Annotated in this window: 19 protein-coding genes; 8 read left to right on the forward strand and 11 right to left on the reverse strand. The window is 62.6% G+C overall.

The window, feature by feature from the left end; translation table 11 throughout:
- The first annotated feature begins 49 nt into the window (after positions 1 to 49).
- The 5 genes from ACSQ84_RS28745 (at position 50) to ACSQ84_RS28765 (ending at position 7,160) form a co-directional block, all read left to right on the forward strand.
- Positions 50 to 2,161 (forward strand): methyl-accepting chemotaxis protein, encoded by a 2,112-nt coding sequence (locus tag ACSQ84_RS28745; RefSeq protein ID WP_436215093.1) that lies wholly within the window; start codon positions 50 to 52, stop codon positions 2,159 to 2,161.
- An 857-nt stretch (positions 2,162 to 3,018) separates the two neighbouring features.
- Positions 3,019 to 4,437: a threonine synthase gene (thrC, locus tag ACSQ84_RS28750; protein WP_436215094.1), complete on the forward strand. Its 1,419-nt coding sequence runs from the start codon at positions 3,019 to 3,021 to the stop codon at positions 4,435 to 4,437.
- Complete coding sequence (locus tag ACSQ84_RS28755; RefSeq protein ID WP_436215095.1) at positions 4,434 to 5,723, forward strand: M16 family metallopeptidase; 1,290 nt, start codon at positions 4,434 to 4,436, stop codon at positions 5,721 to 5,723. The genes thrC and ACSQ84_RS28755 overlap by 4 nt, the downstream gene beginning before the upstream one ends.
- 72 nt (positions 5,724 to 5,795) lie before the next feature.
- Positions 5,796 to 6,383 carry a GNAT family N-acetyltransferase gene (locus ACSQ84_RS28760; RefSeq protein ID WP_436215096.1) on the forward strand — a complete coding sequence of 196 codons (588 nt, stop codon included), beginning with the start codon at positions 5,796 to 5,798 and terminating at the stop codon, positions 6,381 to 6,383.
- Between the two features lie 129 nt (positions 6,384 to 6,512).
- The gene (locus tag ACSQ84_RS28765) at positions 6,513 to 7,160 is read left to right on the forward strand and encodes a hypothetical protein (protein WP_436215097.1); all 648 of its coding nucleotides are present in this window, start codon (positions 6,513 to 6,515) and stop codon (positions 7,158 to 7,160) included.
- 52 nt (positions 7,161 to 7,212) lie between these two features.
- Here the strand turns inward: ACSQ84_RS28765 and ACSQ84_RS28770 are convergent, their stop codons facing one another.
- From ACSQ84_RS28770 to ACSQ84_RS28790, 5 genes are all read right to left on the reverse strand, one after another.
- On the reverse strand, positions 7,213 to 7,698 hold the full coding sequence (locus ACSQ84_RS28770) for a F0F1 ATP synthase subunit B family protein (protein WP_436215098.1): 486 nt from the start codon (positions 7,696 to 7,698) through the stop codon (positions 7,213 to 7,215).
- A 3-nt stretch (positions 7,699 to 7,701) separates the two neighbouring features.
- Complete coding sequence (locus ACSQ84_RS28775; protein WP_436215099.1) at positions 7,702 to 8,271, reverse strand: F0F1 ATP synthase subunit B family protein; 570 nt, start codon at positions 8,269 to 8,271, stop codon at positions 7,702 to 7,704.
- 57 nt (positions 8,272 to 8,328) lie between these two features.
- Entirely contained in the window at positions 8,329 to 8,559 is a 231-nt protein-coding gene (locus ACSQ84_RS28780; RefSeq protein ID WP_192735362.1) for a F0F1 ATP synthase subunit C, read from the reverse strand.
- 57 nt (positions 8,560 to 8,616) lie between these two features.
- Complete coding sequence (locus ACSQ84_RS28785; protein WP_436215100.1) at positions 8,617 to 9,366, reverse strand: F0F1 ATP synthase subunit A; 750 nt, start codon at positions 9,364 to 9,366, stop codon at positions 8,617 to 8,619.
- Between the two features lie 73 nt (positions 9,367 to 9,439).
- Positions 9,440 to 9,811 (reverse strand): AtpZ/AtpI family protein, encoded by a 372-nt coding sequence (locus ACSQ84_RS28790; RefSeq protein ID WP_436215161.1) that lies wholly within the window; start codon positions 9,809 to 9,811, stop codon positions 9,440 to 9,442.
- A 399-nt stretch (positions 9,812 to 10,210) separates the two neighbouring features.
- On the opposite strand from ACSQ84_RS28790, the gene ACSQ84_RS28795 reads away from it, so the two are divergent.
- Complete coding sequence (locus ACSQ84_RS28795; RefSeq protein ID WP_436215101.1) at positions 10,211 to 10,732, forward strand: hypothetical protein; 522 nt, start codon at positions 10,211 to 10,213, stop codon at positions 10,730 to 10,732.
- A 112-nt stretch (positions 10,733 to 10,844) separates the two neighbouring features.
- A complete protein-coding gene (locus ACSQ84_RS28800) occupies positions 10,845 to 11,315 on the forward strand; it encodes a secondary thiamine-phosphate synthase enzyme YjbQ (RefSeq protein WP_436215102.1) in 471 nt (156 codons plus the stop codon).
- 90 nt (positions 11,316 to 11,405) lie between these two features.
- Here ACSQ84_RS28800 and ACSQ84_RS28805 read toward each other — a convergent pair whose 3' ends face one another.
- The 6 genes from ACSQ84_RS28805 to ACSQ84_RS28830 all read right to left on the reverse strand — a co-directional run bounded on the left by ACSQ84_RS28805 (position 11,406) and on the right by ACSQ84_RS28830 (position 16,981).
- Positions 11,406 to 13,049 (reverse strand): MFS transporter, encoded by a 1,644-nt coding sequence (locus ACSQ84_RS28805; RefSeq protein WP_436215103.1) that lies wholly within the window; start codon positions 13,047 to 13,049, stop codon positions 11,406 to 11,408.
- 395 nt (positions 13,050 to 13,444) lie between these two features.
- Entirely contained in the window at positions 13,445 to 13,813 is a 369-nt protein-coding gene (locus ACSQ84_RS28810) for a hypothetical protein (protein WP_436215104.1), read from the reverse strand.
- 84 nt (positions 13,814 to 13,897) lie between these two features.
- Positions 13,898 to 14,221, reverse strand: coding sequence for a hypothetical protein (locus ACSQ84_RS28815; RefSeq protein ID WP_436215105.1), 324 nt, complete (start codon positions 14,219 to 14,221; stop codon positions 13,898 to 13,900).
- Positions 14,218 to 14,538: a hypothetical protein gene (locus tag ACSQ84_RS28820; RefSeq protein ID WP_436215106.1), complete on the reverse strand. Its 321-nt coding sequence runs from the start codon at positions 14,536 to 14,538 to the stop codon at positions 14,218 to 14,220. The genes ACSQ84_RS28815 and ACSQ84_RS28820 overlap by 4 nt, the downstream gene beginning before the upstream one ends.
- Before the next feature lie 173 nt (positions 14,539 to 14,711).
- A complete protein-coding gene (locus ACSQ84_RS28825) occupies positions 14,712 to 16,688 on the reverse strand; it encodes a sodium:solute symporter family protein (protein ID WP_436215107.1) in 1,977 nt (658 codons plus the stop codon).
- 14 nt (positions 16,689 to 16,702) lie between these two features.
- Positions 16,703 to 16,981 (reverse strand): DUF4212 domain-containing protein, encoded by a 279-nt coding sequence (locus tag ACSQ84_RS28830; protein ID WP_436215108.1) that lies wholly within the window; start codon positions 16,979 to 16,981, stop codon positions 16,703 to 16,705.
- A 294-nt stretch (positions 16,982 to 17,275) separates the two neighbouring features.
- Between ACSQ84_RS28830 and ACSQ84_RS28835 the strand changes: the two genes are divergently transcribed.
- The gene (locus ACSQ84_RS28835) at positions 17,276 to 17,896 is read left to right on the forward strand and encodes a hypothetical protein (protein ID WP_436215109.1); all 621 of its coding nucleotides are present in this window, start codon (positions 17,276 to 17,278) and stop codon (positions 17,894 to 17,896) included.
- Positions 17,897 to 17,921 lie beyond the last annotated feature (25 nt).

Raw genomic sequence — 17,921 nt, forward strand, 5'->3', positions numbered from 1 at the left:
CTATGAAGATAGGCAGAAGGCTCTGGCATCGGCGAATTGGAAGATATCGATGAGCACCGACATGATGGCAGGCCGCTTCCGGGGCCTCAGCCTGAAGACCACGCTTGCAGCGGTGGTCGGGACGCTTGCCATCCTCGTTCTCATTGCCTGCGGCATCGCGGGGATGGAAGCCTGGCGCGGTTACGTTGGGGCCGGACGCGTGGCCCAGGTGAACGCGAATACCGATCTGTTGCTCAAGGGGCTTGAAAGCATTCAGCTGGAGCGCGGCCAGACCAATACGGCGCTGCAGGCACCGGCTCCCGTTGCCGCCCAGGTCCGGACCGTCATCGACAAGCGCCGGGCGGAGGGCGATCCCTTGCTGTCGAATGCGCTGGACCGAATCTCCGTCAGCGGGATTGCCGAGGGCGACCGGCTGATCGCCGATGTCCGGCAGGCCTACGACCGCGTCAAGAAGATACGTCTCAGCGCCGACGCGGCCCTGCAATTGCCCAAGGAACAGCGTGACGTCGAGCTGCTGAAATCCTGGTATCCCGCTCTGTCGGATCTGCTGGCCAAGATTCAGAACCTGTGGACCGCGGCATCGCGCGAAGTGAGCAAGGAAGACGCCATCGTCGGCCAGCTCACGATGGTCAAGCAAAGCGCGTTTCTGATGCGCGAGTATGCCGGCCGCGAGCGCGCTACGCACGCGGCGAACCTGTCCGCCAGCCGGCCGCTATCGGCAGACCAGCAGCGCGACATCGCCAGTTGGCGCGGTTACGCTCAATCGGCCTGGCAGACCATCCGCGACATGAGCGCCGGCGGTGCGCCCAAGCTGGTTGCAGCGGTGGCCGAGGTCGAGCGCGGTTACATTCAGGGCCTGCAGGCCCATACCGATGCGATCACCAAGGCCGGTGTCGCCGGGACCGCCTATCCGATGTCGGTTCAGCAGTGGTTCGAGGTTTCGAACCCGGCGCTGGAACTGATCGTCCGGATCAAGGATGCCGCCGTCGACGTCACCGCCGAGCACGCCGCCGTCAAGGCCACAGCTACCGAGACGCGGCTTATATTCGTCATCGCGCTCACGCTGCTCGGCATCGCCGTCGGCGCGTTTTCGATCTGGGTCGTGTCGCGCCGCGTTGCGCGGCCGTTGCAGGCGATGACGACCGCGATGCAGCGTCTTGCCGGCGGCGATCACTCGATCGACGTGCCGGCGCTGTCGCGCACCGACGAGATCGGCGAAATGGCCCGATCGGTTCAGGTGTTCCGGGACAATGCCATCAAGGCCGACGCGGTGGCGGGGGACCAGGAGGCCGAGCGCCGGACCAAAGAGCGCCGCCAGCAGGCGATCGACCAGTTGACCGGCGGATTCGACCTTCATGCCACCGCCGTGCTCGAAACGGTTGCCACTTCCATCGCCGAAATGCGCGCGACCGCAGCCAAGATGTCGGCGGTCGCCACCGAGAATACCAGCAAGTCGTCGGCGGTCGCCGCCGCCGCGCAGGATACGTCGGTCAATGTGCAGACCGTCGCCGCGGCAACCGAAGAACTGTCGGCGTCTGTGGCCGAGATCGGCCGTCAGGTGACCCATTCGGCAAGTATCGCCGCAAAGGCGGTTGAGGAAGCCGGTCAGACCAACGCCGATGTTCAGAGCCTTGCCACGATGACCGAGAAGATCGGCGATATCATGAAGCTGATCAACGATATCGCGTCGCAGACCAATTTGCTGGCGCTGAACGCCACCATCGAGGCGGCGCGGGCGGGGGACGCCGGCAAAGGCTTCGCCGTGGTGGCCTCGGAGGTGAAGAGCCTGGCCAACCAGACATCGAAGGCGACCGAGGACATCTCCAGCCAGATCGCCGCGATCCAGGGCGCCACCAACAAATCCGTTGTGGCCATTGCGGGGATCGGCAAGACCATCGGAGAAATCAGTGAGGTTGCGGCCGCGATTTCGGCGGCGGTGGAACAACAGCGGGCGGCGACCCAGGCCATTGCCCGCAACGTGCAGCAGGCCGCCACCGGAACGCAGGAAGTGTCGGCCAACGTCGTCGGCGTTACCCAGGCCGCATCGGAGACCGGCACGGCGGCAACGCAGGTCGAAGCCGCCGCCACGACGTTGTCGGCCGAATCGCAGCGCCTGCGCGAGCAAGTGAGCGCGTTTCTCAGCGAGGTCCGGGCCGCCTGATCGGGGCGTCGTCTGCGCCCGCAAGCCCGGTCGAGCGCGGCAAATTGACCCGACGGGCAAATCACTTCTGTTTGTCAGAATCGGTGTCAAGCCCCGAAACAAAAAATATTTCGCTTTTACGGAAATGAAAATCAGTCTATATCTCCGCCATCCCGTCCCGCCAGAGGGGCGTATCATGATCGTCACGATCGTTGGGACGGGTCGCGGTGGACGCTGGTAGTGCCGATAACGAACGGCACGAGAGCGTACGGCAAAGGCGTGTGGTCCTGACGTCGCGGTGCTGGCGTCAATGCACCTGGAGGCAACTGCTTTTCAGGGCGCAACGGAGGCAAAAGAGCCGTTCTCCGGGGAGAGCTCGTTATAAGCCGTAAAGCCATTGCGCAGGGAATGTCGGATGTTCTCCGCTGCCCTGTATGCTCGTGTGCGCACTTTCTTGTGCACATTGCACACGAGATCGCGGGTGCAGCGCGCATCCGGCATTCCCTGCGCCCTCTGTTTTCGGGGGCAAGGAGATTTCTGGCAAAGCTCGGGCGTATCAAGCCGCGAGATTGCGAACACATATTCAGTTGTCATCGCCCGGCTTGACCGGGCGACCCAGTATCCAGAGACGCCGATGATTGAACCGATAAGCCGCGGCGTACTGGGTCCCCCGCTTTCGCGGGGGACGACAAAACCGGGTGAGGCGACATCTGCGTGCCAATCGACCAAACCCCACCCTCGCTCCCCTTTTTCGTCATTGCGGCATTTCCCAAGTCCCGAAAACGCTTTATGGTGCCGCGCGCTTTGTCGTTGACGAAGGGTAATAAATTCATAGGTATCAAAGGCTTGGCGGAATGCCTAAGCCTTTGGAGGGCGGTTTGACGCGGTATATTTCGACGCGGGGGGAAGCTCCCACTCTGGGCTTTTGCGATGTGATGCTGACCGGGCTCGCCCGCGACGGCGGCCTTTATCTGCCTGAAACCTGGCCGCAGCTCTCGCCGGAGACCATCGCCGGATTTTTCGGACGGCCCTATTGGGAAGTCGCGGTCGAGGTGATGCGGCCGTTCGCCGGCGGTGAAATTTCCGACGCTGATCTCGGCCGCATGGCCAATGAAGCCTATGCGACGTTCCGCCATCCCGCGGTGGTGCCGCTGCGCCAGACCGGCTCCAGTCAATTCGTGCTCGAACTGTTTCATGGGCCGACGCTCGCGTTCAAGGACGTCGCGATGCAGTTGATCTCGCGGCTGATGGATCACGTGCTGGCCAAGCGCGCGCAGCGCACCACCATCGTCGTGGCCACGTCAGGCGATACCGGCGGTGCGGCGGTCGATGCCTTTGCCGGTCTCGACAATGTCGATCTGATCGTGCTGTTTCCGCATGGCCGCATCTCCGACGTGCAGCGGCGGATGATGACGACGACGGGCGCCGCCAACGTGCATGCGCTGGCGATCGAAGGCAATTTCGACGACTGCCAGGCGATCGTGAAGGACATGTTCAATCACCACGGCTTTCGCGATGCGGTCTCGCTGTCGGGTGTCAACTCGATCAATTGGGCGCGGGTGGTTGCACAGGTGGTGTATTACTTCACCTCGGCGGTGGCGCTCGGTTCGCCCGCACGCAAGGTGGACTTCACGGTGCCGACCGGGAATTTCGGCGACATCTTTGCCGGCTACGTGGCGAAGAAGATGGGCCTGCCGATCCGCTGGCTGCGCATCGCCTCCAACATCAACGACATCCTGCCGCGCACGCTCAAGACCGGCATCTACGAGGTGCGCGATGTGCACGCGTCAGCCTCGCCTTCGATGGATATCCAGATCTCCTCGAACTTCGAGCGGCTGCTGTTCGAGGCCAGCCACCGCGATGCCGCCAGCGTGCGGCGGCTGATGGGTTCGCTGAAACAGTCCGGGCGTTTCGTGCTGCCGGATGCGACGCTGGCCGCGATCCGCGAGGAATTCGACGCCGGGCGCGCCGACGAGACCGAGACCGCGGCGGCGATCCGCGCCGCCTGGCGCGAAGCCGGCGATCTCGTCGATCCCCACACCGCGGTGGCGCTGGCGGTGGCCGATCGCGACACCTCGGATTCAGGGATCCCCAATATCGTGCTGTCGACCGCCCATCCGGCCAAATTCCCCGATGCGGTCGAGGCCGCCTGCGGCGTGCGGCCGCAATTGCCGGCCTGGCTCGACGGCCTCCTGACCAAATCTGAACACATCACGGTGATGAAAAACGATTCAGCCGAAGTAGAGAGATTCGTGCGCTCGGTGAGCCGTGCCGCGAAGCAGGGAGTTACCGGATGAGCGTCGACGTCACCAAGCTTGCATCCGGCCTCACCATCGTCACCGACAGCATGCCGCATCTGGAGACCGCCGCGCTCGGCGTCTGGGCCGGCGTCGGCGGCCGCGACGAGAAGCCCGACGAGCACGGCATCTCGCATCTGCTCGAACATATGGCGTTCAAAGGCACCACGCGGCGCTCTTCGCGCGAGATCGTCGAAGAGATCGAGGCGGTCGGCGGCGACCTCAATGCCGGAACCTCGACCGAGACCACCGCCTATTACGCGCGGGTGCTGAAAGCCGACGTGCCGCTGGCGCTCGACGTGCTGTCCGACATCCTCGCCAATCCGTCCTTCGCGCCGGATGAACTCGAGCGCGAGAAGGGCGTCATCGCCCAGGAAATCGGCGCGGCGCAGGATACGCCCGACGACGTCGTGTTCGAGCACCTCAACGAGCTCTGCTATCCCGACCAGCCGATGGGGCGGTCGCTGCTCGGCACCACCAAGACGCTGAAGAAATTCGATCGCGACATGCTGCGCGGCTATCTCACCCGGCATTATCGCGGGCCGGACATGGTGGTGGCGGCGGCGGGCGCCGTCGATCACACGCGCGTCGTCGAGGAGGTGGCGCAGCGGTTTGCCAGCTTCGAAGCCACGCCGGCGCCGAATCCGCAAGCTGCGATGTTCGGCAAGGGCGGCTCGCGCGTGGTGCATCGCGACCTCGAACAGGCGCATCTGACGCTGGCGCTCGAGGGCGTGCCGCAGACCGACCTGTCGCTGTTCTCGCTGCAGGTGTTCACCAACACGCTCGGCGGCGGGATGTCGTCGCGGCTGTTCCAGGAAGTGCGCGAGAAGCGCGGCCTGTGCTACTCGATCTACACCTTCCACGCGCCCTATACCGACACCGGGTTCTTCGGCCTCTACACCGGTACCGATCCGAACGACGCGCCGGAGATGATGGAAGTGATCGTCGACGTCATCAACGACGCGGTGGAAACCCTGACCGAGGCCGAGATCGCCCGCGCCAAGGCGCAGATGAAGGCGGGGCTGTTGATGGCGCTGGAAAGCTGCTCCTCCCGTGCCGAGCAACTCGCCCGCCATATGCTGGCCTATGGCCGGCCGCTGACGGCGGAGGAACTGGTCGCCCGGATCGACGCGGTGAGCGTGGAATCGACCCGCAACGCCGCACGGGGCCTGCTTTCGCGCAGCCGGCCGGCGGTCGTGGCGCTCGGCAGCGGCAGGGGTCTGGACACGGCGGTGGCTTTTGCGGAAGGATTGACCAAGGCGAAGGCCAAGAGCTTGCTACATTAAGACCACTGCCGCGTTAAGACACTGCCGCATTAAGCGCTGCTCCATCGAGGAGCGCGTTCTGGGAGCTAGGGCATGGCCCTGTTTCGGTTGCCATCCAGCGGACCGGCCGCACTCATGCCGCGCGGCCACGGCCTGTTGCTGCGCGCCCCGCAGATGGCGGATTACCTGCAATGGGCGCAATTGCGTGAACACAGCCGGGCCTATTTGACGCCGTGGGAGCCGATCTGGCCGTCGGACGATCTCACCCGGGCCGGCTTCCGGCGGCGGCTGCGGCGTTATGCCGAGGACATCGCGGCCGACCGGTCGTATCCGTTCGTCATCTTCCGCGAATCGGACGGAACCATGATCGGCGGCATCACGCTTGCCAATGTCCGCCGCGGCATCGTGCAGGCCGGCACCATCGGCTATTGGGTCGGCCAGCCCCATGCCCGTCGCGGTTACATGACGGCGGCGCTCAGGGTGCTGCTGCCGTCGCTGTTCGGCGAGCTCAGTTTGCACCGTATCGAGGCGGCCTGCATTCCCACCAATACGCCCTCGATCCGGGTGCTGGAGAAGTGCGGCTTTACCCGCGAGGGGCTGGCGCGGCGCTATCTCTGCATCAACGGGGTCTGGCAGGACCATCTGCTGTTCGGCATGCTGCACGAGGATTTCCGCGGTTGAGCCTTGATTTCAGGGCGTTCCCGGGCATCCCGGGTGCCTTCAGGTGGCCTTGGGTTCGCCGCCATTGGCCTGCTATAAGGCCGCCGGGGATGATGACTTCGAGATGACGTGAATGGCAGGGGACGTCGCATGGGTGACATCAGGTTGTTCAGAATGGCGCTCGCGGCCACGGTCGTGGCCGGGCTTGGCTGCGGCTTCGCGCAGCCCGCGTCGGCGCAGTCGCTGACCGACCGCTTCAAGGGCCTGTTCGGCGGCAAGTCGGAGGAGCCGGCCCAGGGTGCCGAGGCGCCGAAAGCTGAGCAGGATATCGGCGACCTGACCTGTCCGGACGTGAGGATCAGGGCCGGCGCCTCGACTTATGCCGTGGCCGCGCCCGGCAAGCAGCCGGTCGGCAACGATTTGCGCTTCCAGGCGACCATCGGCAAGACGGCGCGGGAATGCAGCCTCAATGGCGGCGTCATCACCGCGCGAATCGGGATTCAGGGGCGCGTCATCGCCGGTCCCGCCGGCGCGCCGGCATCGGTCCAGGTTCCGCTTCGGGTCGCGGTGGTGCAGGGCGGGATCAGCGAAAAGACCATCGCCACCAAGGCCTATCAGACCACGGTCAACATGACCGAGACCGGCAGCGAACCCTTCACCCTGGTGGTCGAAGATCTGGTCTATCCGGTGCCTGCGCCCGGGACCGCCGACAACTACATCTTCTACATCGGCTTCGACCCGCAGGCCCTGAAGCCGGAACGTCCGGCGCCGCGCAGGAAGGCGGCGCCGACGCAATAAAAAACCGGCGCGAAATGCTCGCGCCGGCTTCTATCTCGCAATGCGAAGTCGCTCAGTTCAGCTTGGCGCGAACCTCGGCGATACCCTTGGCCATCAGGTCATCGGCGAGCGAGCCCTTGACCGACTGCGACAGGATGGTCGACGCCGCGGCCACGGCGGCATTGGCCGCGGCGGAACGGACGTCGGCGAGCGCCTGCGCCTCGGCGAGCGCGATCTTGCTCTCGGCGGTCTTGGTGCGGCGGACGACGAAATCTTCCATCTTGGCCTTGGCTTCGACCGCGATCCGCTCGGCTTCGGCCTTGGCGTTGGAAATGATTTCCTCGGCCTCACGCTCGGCGCTCGAGCGCTTGTTCCTGTACTCGGTGAGCAGCGCGGCGGCCTCGTCCTTCAGGCGGCGTGCGTCGTCGAGCTCGGCCTTGATGCGATCGGCACGATGGTCGAGCGCCTTGAGCACCGTGCGATGGATGCCGAGATAGGCAAACAGCGCCATTAGGATGACGAACGCAATGGCAACCCAGGTTTCTGGCTCGGCGAACATCATCTATCCCTTCAAGGAAGCATCGACGGCGCTGTTCACCGTGCCGCCGTCGGGCAGCACGCCGGTCAGCCGCTGCACGATCGCGCCGGCTGCATCCGCGGCAATGCCCCGGACGTTGCTCATGGCGGTTTCGCGCGTTGCCGCGATGGTTTTCTCGGCCTGGGCGAGCTTGGCGGAGAGCTGGTCTTCCAGCGTCTTGCGTTCGGCTTCCGCGGCCGCGTTCAGCTTCTCGCGGGTCTCGGCGCTGATGGCCTGGGCACGCGAGCGCGCCGCGGCCAGGTCGCTTTCATACGCCTTCAGCGCCGCGTCGGACTCGTCCTTCAGCTTCTGCGCCGCCGCCAGATCGCCTTCGATCGCGTTCTGACGTGCATCGATCACGCCGCCGACGCGCGGCAGCGCAATGCGCGACACGATCAGATAGAGCGCGACGAACGCGATGACCAGCGACACCAGCTGCGAAGCGAAGGTGCTCGACTCGAACGGAGGAAAACCTCCGCCGTGGTGGCCATCGGCTTCGGTGTGGGCGCCGGTCTTCTGGCCCTTGGCGGGGGCGCCCTGACTTTTTTCAGCCACGGGGTACTCCTGTTGCTGTCATGCGCGCCGCCGGAAGGCGGCGCGGGAAGGTGCAGCTCAGAGCGGAACGAACAGCAGCAGCAGCGCGATCAGCAGCGAGAAAATGCCGAGCGCTTCGGTCACCGCGAAGCCGAAGATCAGGTTGCCGAACTGGCCCTGGGCTGCCGAAGGATTGCGCACCGCTGCGGCGAGGTAGTTGCCGAAGATGATGCCCACGCCGACGCCCGCGCCGCCCATGCCGATGCATGCGATGCCCGCGCCGATGAGTTTTGCTGCTGATGCTTCCATTTTCTTGAGCTCCTTGAGAGGATAGGACGAAGTTGAGGTGGGAATTCTCCGGACCGCTTAGTGTCCCGGATGAATGGCGTCGTTGAGGTAGATGCAGGTGAGGATCGCGAACACGTAGGCCTGCAGGAACGCGACCAGCAGCTCCAGCGCGGTCAATGCGACGGTGAGCGCCAGCGGCAGGATGCCGCCGATCCAGCCGACCGCGCCCAGCGAGACGCCGAGCATCGCGACGAAGCCCGCGAACACCTTCAGCGCGATGTGCCCGGCCAGCATGTTGGCGAACAGACGCACGCTGTGCGAAACCGGCCGCAGGAAGAACGACAGGATTTCGATGAACATCACCAGCGGCAGGATGTAGATCGGAACGCCGCTGGGCACGAAAATCTTGAAGAACTTGAAGCCGTTCTTGTAGATGCCGTAGATCAGCACCGTGAAGAACACCAGGAACGCCAGCGCGGCGGTCACGATGATGTGGCTCGAAATGGTGAAGGTGTAGGGAATGATGCCGACGAGGTTCGAGACGCAGATGAACATGAACAGCGTGAAGATCAGCGGGAAGAACTTCATGCCTTCCGAGCCGGCGGTGCTGCGAATGGTGCTGGCGACGAACTCGTAGGAAATTTCGGCGACCGATTGGAAACGGCCGGGAACCAGTTGCCGCCCGCCACCGAGCATCAGCACCGCAGTCAGCGCCACCGCGATGAACATGTAGAGCGACGAGTTGGTGAAGGCGATCGTCTGATTGCCGATATGGCCAATCGTGAAGAGGGGCTCGATATTGAACTGATGAATCGGGTCGATTTTCATCCGCGCGGGCCTTGGTCCGCCGGCCTGGGGTGCCGGCAATCGAATTTCAAATGTCGTGACTTCCCGCCGGTGCTCAGCGTTTGCCCGAGGCTACGCCCGCGTATCTCACCACGTTGACCACGCCGGCGACGAAGCCGAGCAGCAAAAACACGATGAAACCGAACGGCGATGTCGACAACAACCAGTCGAAACCCCAGCCAATCCCTGCCCCGACGACAACGCCCGCAACCAACTCCGAGGAAAGGCGGAAACCGAGCGCCATCGCCGAAGCTCTGGCCGCCCTGTCGCCGCTTTCAGTGCCGGGTTGGTCAGTCCTGATTTTTCGGCTGTCCCGAATTTCGGACAACCGGTGATCGAGACTTCCGAGCCTTGCGGAAAGCGCAGCTTCATCGGACGACGATTGATCGCGATCTCCACCTGCGTTGTCGCTTTTGTCTTTGGCCATGCCCAAGACATTAAACGATGCTGCGGTTGATGGAAATTACGCCCGTCACCCTTAAAAGCCGCGCGGACCATACTTACCGCGTCTAATCAAGTCAAGATTGCGCCGTAACCAGTTAGTGCATTGATTTAATTGGATTTATTTAGAGATATTCCACGGACCTGTGGACCCGCCATCGCACTGCAGCAGCAAAAGCGTTTTCGGGCGAAGCCTGCCCCGGATAGGATCCGGGTGGATGCCCAAGGACCGGATCGAATTGCCGGGCAGACGCGTTGAAGTTCGGCCGCGCGGCCCATAGCTCAATAGCTCAGGCCGTTGCGTGAGGCGTCTCCATACGTGTTCTGTCCGTACTTATCCCGACGGTTGAGGAAACCGGTACTGTCCTTCAGGCGGAGCAAGCCCATGAGCACAGCGTCGTCCTCCAGATTGTTTCTCCCGGTACTTGCCGTGCTGGTGCTGGATCTTGCCGGCGCAAGCGCCGCGGCTGCGCAGGCGATGCCGGACACCGAGAACGGCCGTTATGCGCTGTCCTCGACGTCGGATGGCGTACTCCGGCTAGATACGAGAACCGGCGCGATTTCGACCTGCAGCAATTCGGGCGCTGGCTGGGCCTGCTACGCGGTGCCCGATGAGCGTGCGGCGCTCGAGGCGGAGATCGGCCGGCTGCAGGCCGACAATGAAAAACTCAGGAAGGACCTCGCTTCGCGCGGGCCGGCCGTTGCCGGCAAGACCGAAGAGCCGATGCCGAAATCCGACTCGCTGAAGAAAAGCGAGCCGAAGATCGTCGAGGGCGACCGCAAGATCGAGATTCCACTGCCCAGCGACCGCGACATGGAACGCATGATGTCGTTCCTGGAGCGGGCCTGGAAGCGGTTGATCGAGATGGCCAACCGCGTGCAGAAGGACGTCAACGGCAGGATTTGATGAGGTTCGTAGGGTGGGCAAAGCGAAGCGTGCCCACCAATGCGTTCGATCAAATACATGGTGGGCACGGCGCGAAGTGCGCCTTTGCCCACCCTACGATTCCGAGGCTTTTGTGACATCACCCAAGCTTACCCGCACGCCATCCTCCAGCGTCACCGCGACCGCCATCGTCTCCTCGCTGCTGACCGTGCAAACCCCGGGTGCAGGCTTTAGCGATCTTACCGCGGAAGTCGCAAAGTTCGTGCGCGAAGCCGGGGCGCGCGAAGGGATGCTGACGCTGTTCATCCGCCATACCTCGGCGTCGCTGACGATCCAGGAAAATGCCGACCCGGCCGTGCTCGACGATCTCGCGACGGCGCTGGACCGCGCCGCGCCCGAAAACGCCGGATGGCGGCATGACACCGAAGGCCCCGATGACATGCCCGCGCACATCAAGACCATGCTGACCGCGACCTCGCTGCAGGTCCCGGTGCTGCGCGGCGCGCTGGCGCTGGGAACGTGGCAGGCGGTCTACCTGATCGAGCACCGGGCGCGGCCGCACCGGCGCGAGATCGTGCTGCAGTTCATCGGCGCGACGGCATAACGCGCTTCGGCAAAACAAAACCGGCCGCGGATCGCTCCGCGGCCGGTTCGTATTGTGATCGTCCGCCGGATGCCCAGCGGACGAACCTGGTTACTTCGTGATGTCGACGTCCTTGGTTTCCGGCAGGAAGAAGAAGCCGACGACCGCGGTGATCGATGCGAAGATGATCGGGTACCAGAGACCTGCGTAGATATCGCCGGTCGAGGCCACGATCGCGAACGATGTCGCGGGCAACAGACCGCCGAACCAGCCGTTGCCGATGTGGTAGGGCAGCGACATCGAGGTATAGCGGATCTTGGTCGGGAACAGTTCGACCAGCATCGCCGCGATCGGCCCGTACACCATGGTGACGAAGAGCACCAGGACGAACAGCAGCCCGATCACCGCCGCGACCCGCGGTTTGAAGATGTCGAACGGGTGCGCCATCTTCACGATCTGGGCGTCGCCGGCCTTCGGATAGCCTGCAGCCTGCACCGCGCCCAGCACCGCCGGGTTCGATGTCTTGGCATCCGCGTAAGCCACATCCTTGCCGTTGACGACGACCTTCACGCCGGAGCCTTCGTAGCGCGTCGAATACTTGACCGACTGCTGCGCGAGATAGGCGCGGGCGGTGTCGCAAGGCGCGGTGAAGACGCGGGTGCCGACCGGGTTGAACAGATCGCCGCAGCCCTTGGGATCGGCGACCACCTCGACCTTCACGGTTTCGATCGCCTTTTCGAGCGCCGGGTTGGCGTTGCTGGTGATCATCTTGAAGATCGGGAAGAAGGTCAGCGCCGCGATCAGGCAGCCTGCCAGAATGATCGGCTTGCGGCCGATCTTGTCGGACAGCGCGCCGAACACGATGAAGAAGCCGGTGCCGAACAGCAGGGACCAGGCAATCAGCAGGTTGGCGGTGTAGCCGTCGACCTTGAGGATCGATTGCATGAAGAACAGCGCGTAAAACTGGCCCGTGTACCAGACCACGCCCTGGCCCATCACGCCCCCGACCAGCGCAAGAATGACGATCTTGGCGTTGCTCCAGTTGGCAAAGGCTTCGGTCAGCGGCGCCTTTGAGGCTTTGCCTTCATCCTTCATTTTCTGGAACACCGGCGATTCATTCAGCCGCAGCCGGATCCAGACCGAGATGCCGAGCAGGAACACCGAAACCAGGAACGGAATGCGCCAGCCCCACTTCGCGAATTCAGGTTCGCCGAGTGCGGATCGGGTGAACAGGATCACCAAAAGCGACATGAACAGGCCGAGCGTGGCCGTGGTCTGGATGAACGAGGTGTAGTAGCCGCGCTTGCCCATCGGGGAATGTTCGGCCACGTAGGTCGCCGCTCCGCCATATTCGCCACCGAGCGCGAGGCCCTGCAGCAGGCGCAAGCCGATCAGGATGATCGGCGCCGCGATGCCGATGGTGGCGGCGTTGGGCAGCAGGCCGACGACGAAGGTCGACAGGCCCATGATCAGGATGGTGACGAGGAAGGTGTATTTGCGGCCGACGATGTCGCCGACCCGGCCGAACACGATGGCGCCGAACGGGCGGACGATGAAACCCGCGGCGAACGCCAGCAGCGCGAAGATGTCGCGCGTGGCCTGGTTGAACATCGGCTGGTTGGTTGCGGGATCAATGACGCCGAAGAACTGCGCGCCGATCACACTGGCCAGCGAGCCGAACAGGTAGAAATCGTACCATTCGAAGACGGTACCGAGTGACGAGGCGAGAATGACGAAACGTTCGTCCTTCGTCATTCCTCCGGTTCGAACTTTTTCCGTTGCCGCCATTGAAGACATTTCGATCGCTCCCACTTTTTTCTTTGAAACACGAACACGTGCGTTGCGTCAGTTCGACGCTCAATTAATTAGGCGCCTCACTACATGTTCGAGAACCGTGCCCCAATAGTACTTTCGGCTGGCATCGATCCGTGCTGCGTGTGGACAATTCCTGGAAGGCGATCGCCGCGCGGGTGTCATTGCGGCCTGCGAATCGCGAGTAGCGCCGGCTTTTCCGAGAAAAATAGCCGCCATGATCCATGGCCAATGTCTTCGACGATGCCTTGGCTCGCGCGCAATTTTGCAAATCAGTTAGACAAAAGGCGGGAACCTCGCTGCGCAGGAGTTCTGCCCATTAATCGTGCAGCTTCAAACTAAAGTCCAATAACAGAGAGGAACAGCGCAATGCTCCACATCACGATGGAGATCAGTGCGGTCCAGCGCGCGAACAGAAAATAGATTTCGCGCATGAGCGTCGATACGGTTTTTTGAGCCGAGGCTTGGGGCGGACGGCTGTCCTTGGGGAGATAGAGCCACATCTCGGTCCGGCGGTGGTCCTTGGTCTGGGCTTCATGAGCCTTCAGCACCAGAACAAGCGTCATCAACATGCTGAGAAAGCCGCCCGCCTGAAACGCGGAACGCGGAAGGAAGGACAAGCCAATCATGATGCAGAAGATGGCAAGTGAGGCAAACGCGCACGCGCGCAGCACCGTTTCATAAGCAATACGGCGCATCTCTTCCATGATCCGCCACTCTCCGTCGTTGGCAAGAACGTGCCGGCTCAGAGTAGCGCCAAGGTTCTGCGCCCTCAACCTCGGGCGGTCGGGCTAGAGGCCGATTTTGAGAAAATTGCCGGCGGCGGGCAATGTCAGGAGAGCGACTCCGGCAAGCCAGATCCAGAGCGAGACATTGTTCGATTCCGGTGCGCCGGTGACCCGCTCGTAGATGGCAGCAGGAATCCCGCCGAGAATGACCGTGGCGGTCGAGACCATCAGCGATGCGAACATCAGCGTCAGAGACAGGCTGCCAAACAACAGGGGGCCGGCGAGCAACTGGACATACAGCAGCGCGAAGATCAGCGCGAGCTGGTTGAATATCCCGTTGATCATTCCGAAGAACGCAATTCCGATGAAATAGAAATTGCGGTTCATGATGCCGCTCCACCGAACCGGGGCGCGAGATTCAACAGCAGCAATATGTAGTGAAGTGCGACGCGCAGCCAGAACATCCAGACAAAGCCGAACAGCCACAGCACGGCGGGAGCGGTCACCTTCGGAGTTACCATCGCGATGACGCCGATCACGGGATCGGTGAACCGGCAAAAGAACCGCCAGATATAGTTCGGCGAATCCGCATCGACCATCAGGCCGAGCAGGAACCGGCCGAGCATGGTGTACATCAACGCCGCCAGGACGAAGTTTGGCAGGTGATAATACCAGTAGGTGGCGATGGAGGTTGCAGTATCCAACGTCCGATTCTCCCGCGAGCCTTCAGCAATCGACGAATCGAGATGTGTGACGACACCACGCTCGTGCCCAACAATGGCAAGTGGCGCGTTTCCCGGCAAGCGATGTCGTGGCTTCGTGGAAAACAAAACGGGGCCCCGAAGGGCCCCGTTTGCCGATATCAGCCGTTGCGCTCTTAAGTGGTCTTCTCTTCGAGCACCGTCCTGCCCCGCGGCTTGCGGATATCGTCGACATAGGCCTGCATTTCCGCCGACGGCTCCTTGCCGAGTTTGCTGACGACGTAGATCACCGCGAAGCCGAGCGGCGCTCCCAGCATCCCGCAGGCGATGTTGGTGAGGCCGAACCAGCCGACCTTGTTGGCCAAGGGGTGGGCGAGCGTCGGGAAGGCCTCCATCGCGTTGGGCAACGCCATCGCTTTCGCGACGTCGACCAGCGGTCCGCCCGTTATCGGGTTCACAAGGGAGGTCATGCCGAAATACTTCACGCCGGCGCCCGGGAAGTAGCGGGTTGTGACGAGATAGAACAGGCACAGTCCGAAGCCGGCGATGATGCCGGAGACCGCGCCGGTCGCCGTGGCCCGCTTCCACCAGACGCCCATCACGAGAGCCGGGAAGTTGCCGGCCATCGCGAGTGAGAACGCCCAGCCGACCATGGCCAGAATGTCCCCGGGTTTGGTCGCTGCAGTCGCGGCCGAAATCACGGCGACGATCAGCAGCAGTACGCGGGCAACCATCAGCCGGCGCACGGTCGGGGCGTTGGGATCGACCATCTTGTAATAGACGTCGTGCGACAACGCGTTGGCGATGGCGAGCAGCAGCCCGTCAGCGGTGGACAGCGCGGCGGCAAGACCGCCGGCGGCGACCAGACCCGAGATCACATACGGCAGTCCCGCGATCTCCGGGGTGGAGAGCACGATCACGTCCGTATTGATGATGAAGTCCTGCAGCCGGACGACACCGGGATGATCGGCAATCGCTTTGCAGGCTGCAATGATGGCGTCGATACTGGCAGCGTTCTTGCCGCAGATCTGGATCAGCCCGAGTTCACCCCAATTGAAGATCCATGGGCGAATCGCGGTCAGATCCCGTCCGATGATGTTGGTGTAAACTTCGAGCTTCGAGAACGCCGCGTAGGCCGGCGCCGAGAAGTACAGCAGGAAGATGAACAGCAGCGACCATGCCACCGACTGCCGCGCCGCACGCACCGAAGGGGTGGTGAAGTAGCGCATCAGGATGTGCGGCAGCGAAGCCGTTCCGACCATCATGCAAAGGATGATCGCGAAGAAGTTCAGCGGGGTGTAGTTGATGAAGGGCTGAATATGCGGCTTGAGGTTTGCCACCGTGGCAAGGCCGGTCGCCAGCATCTGCTGCTCCCGCGCCGTAATATCGGCGATGGCCTGCCCGTAGGTGAGTTCGGGAATTGGAATCCCGTACTTCTTGGTGGACAGGATCACGATCGGCGCCAGGTAGGCAATGATCAGCACGATGTACTGGGCCACCTGGGTCCAGGTCACCGCCCGCATTCCGCCCAGCATCGAGCAGACCAGGATGCCGACAAGTCCGGCGAAAACCGCGAGTTCGAACGGCATCCCGAGGAAGCGCGAGGCGATGATGCCGGTGCCGTAAATCTGCGCCGTCACATAGGTGAAGGAGCAGGCGACCAGCACGATCACACCGAGCCCGCGGGCGAGATTGCCGCCGTACCGGAATGCCAGGAAGTCAGGCACGGTATAGGCGCCGAACTTGCGCAGGTACGGCCCGATCAGGATCGACACCAGCACGAATCCGCCGGTCCATCCGAGCACCCATGCGATGCCGTCATAGCCAAGCAGGAACAGAGTGCCGGCCATGCCGACAAAGGACGCCGCCGACATCCAGTCGGCGCCGGTCGCCATGCCGTTGTAAAAAGCCGGCACGCTGCGGCCGGCGACGTAGTATTCGGAGACCTGCGCCGTTCGCGAGAGAACGCCGATGATGGCATAGACCGCGAGCGTGAAGAACACGAACAGGTAACCGAGGATCGTGTTCGGTACACCCATCTTCTCGAGCACTGCGATCAAGATGACGAAGGCGACGAAGCCTCCGGTGTAGATGCTATAGACCCGCCCGAGATTGTTGAGAAAGTCGCCGCCGCCTTCAGATTTCGTGGCCATGATCTCTTTCCCCTTCAATCTTCCTCGGCAAAGCCGAATTCGCGGTCAATCTTGTCCTGCTGTTTCGCAAACATGAACAGCATGACCACGAACACGATGAGCGAGCCCTGCGCGGCCATGTAGAAGCCGAGCGGGAAGTTGAGGATCGGAATGGTGATCTTGTTGAGCGGCACCACGAACATGTGGATGACGTAACCGAAGAAGAACCAGACACCGAGATGCGTGAACATCAGACGCGAGGTCTTTGCCCAGTGCGCTTCTTCTCTCTCTTTCATACTTTTGGATTCAGGCATGGATCGCAATTCCTCCCTCAAGACACCGGCCAGCAAAATGTGCCGGGATGAATGATCGAGGGGAATGTAAAATCCCTTCAGCGCGGCGCCCCCCTTGCCGCTGTCCCAACGGTCTTGTGCCGATATTGGAACAATGAAAGGCTAACACTACGAATGCTCAGGTCTTAATTATACTTTCGGCGGGTATCGAATTGTTGCAACTGCTAACAGGGATACGCTGAGAACATTGCACTTGTTGCGAGCCAGATGGGTTAAGCTAGCGCAGTGACCTCGGCCGATCGGGCTGGATGAGAGATGAAGCTGTTCGAAAGGTTGTTTCGCCCCCGTCCGCCGATTCGCGATCGGGCTGCGCTTGCGGATTTCATCGACGCGCAGTCCGCCTTCATCGTGCAAAAGGGCATCTACGAATACTCGCGCGCCCGCGCGGGTCACTATGCAAAGGTCTTGTTCGCCGAAAAGGAATTTGCGCAATCCGTCGAGCACGCCCGCTGGAGGGCCTATCCGCTCGGCCTTGCGATGGTGGGCGAAATGATCGAGGGGGTGCTGACTCATCACGCCGGGACCCAGCGCCGGGCTATTCTCGATCAATTGATCCTGGTGGTTCTCTCGGTTTTCGACCGCTATCCGGTCCCTCCGTCGATCGGCGAAGCGGCCTGGCTCGAAGCACGCGGCGAACTTGCGCATCGGCTCGATCTGGTCGGCGGCCATGCGCCCAAGCGCGTGATGGACGTTCCCGAACCGCTGGCGGAAAGCTATTTCTCGATGATGCCGATCCACGAAAAGCTGCGCGGGCGGGATTTCCAGACGACGCGCAATTATCTGCGCGTCAGCCTTTGCAACATTCATGACGAATTGATTGCGCGGATGGACAAGGCCGCGCTGGAACGGGCATTGATCGTGGGTGCCGCGGCATAGGCCGGATTGATCGCACGCGGCCACC

It is taken from the genome of Bradyrhizobium sp. LjRoot220, assembly GCF_964252915.1.
Taxonomy (GTDB): Bacteria; Pseudomonadota; Alphaproteobacteria; order Rhizobiales; family Xanthobacteraceae; genus Bradyrhizobium.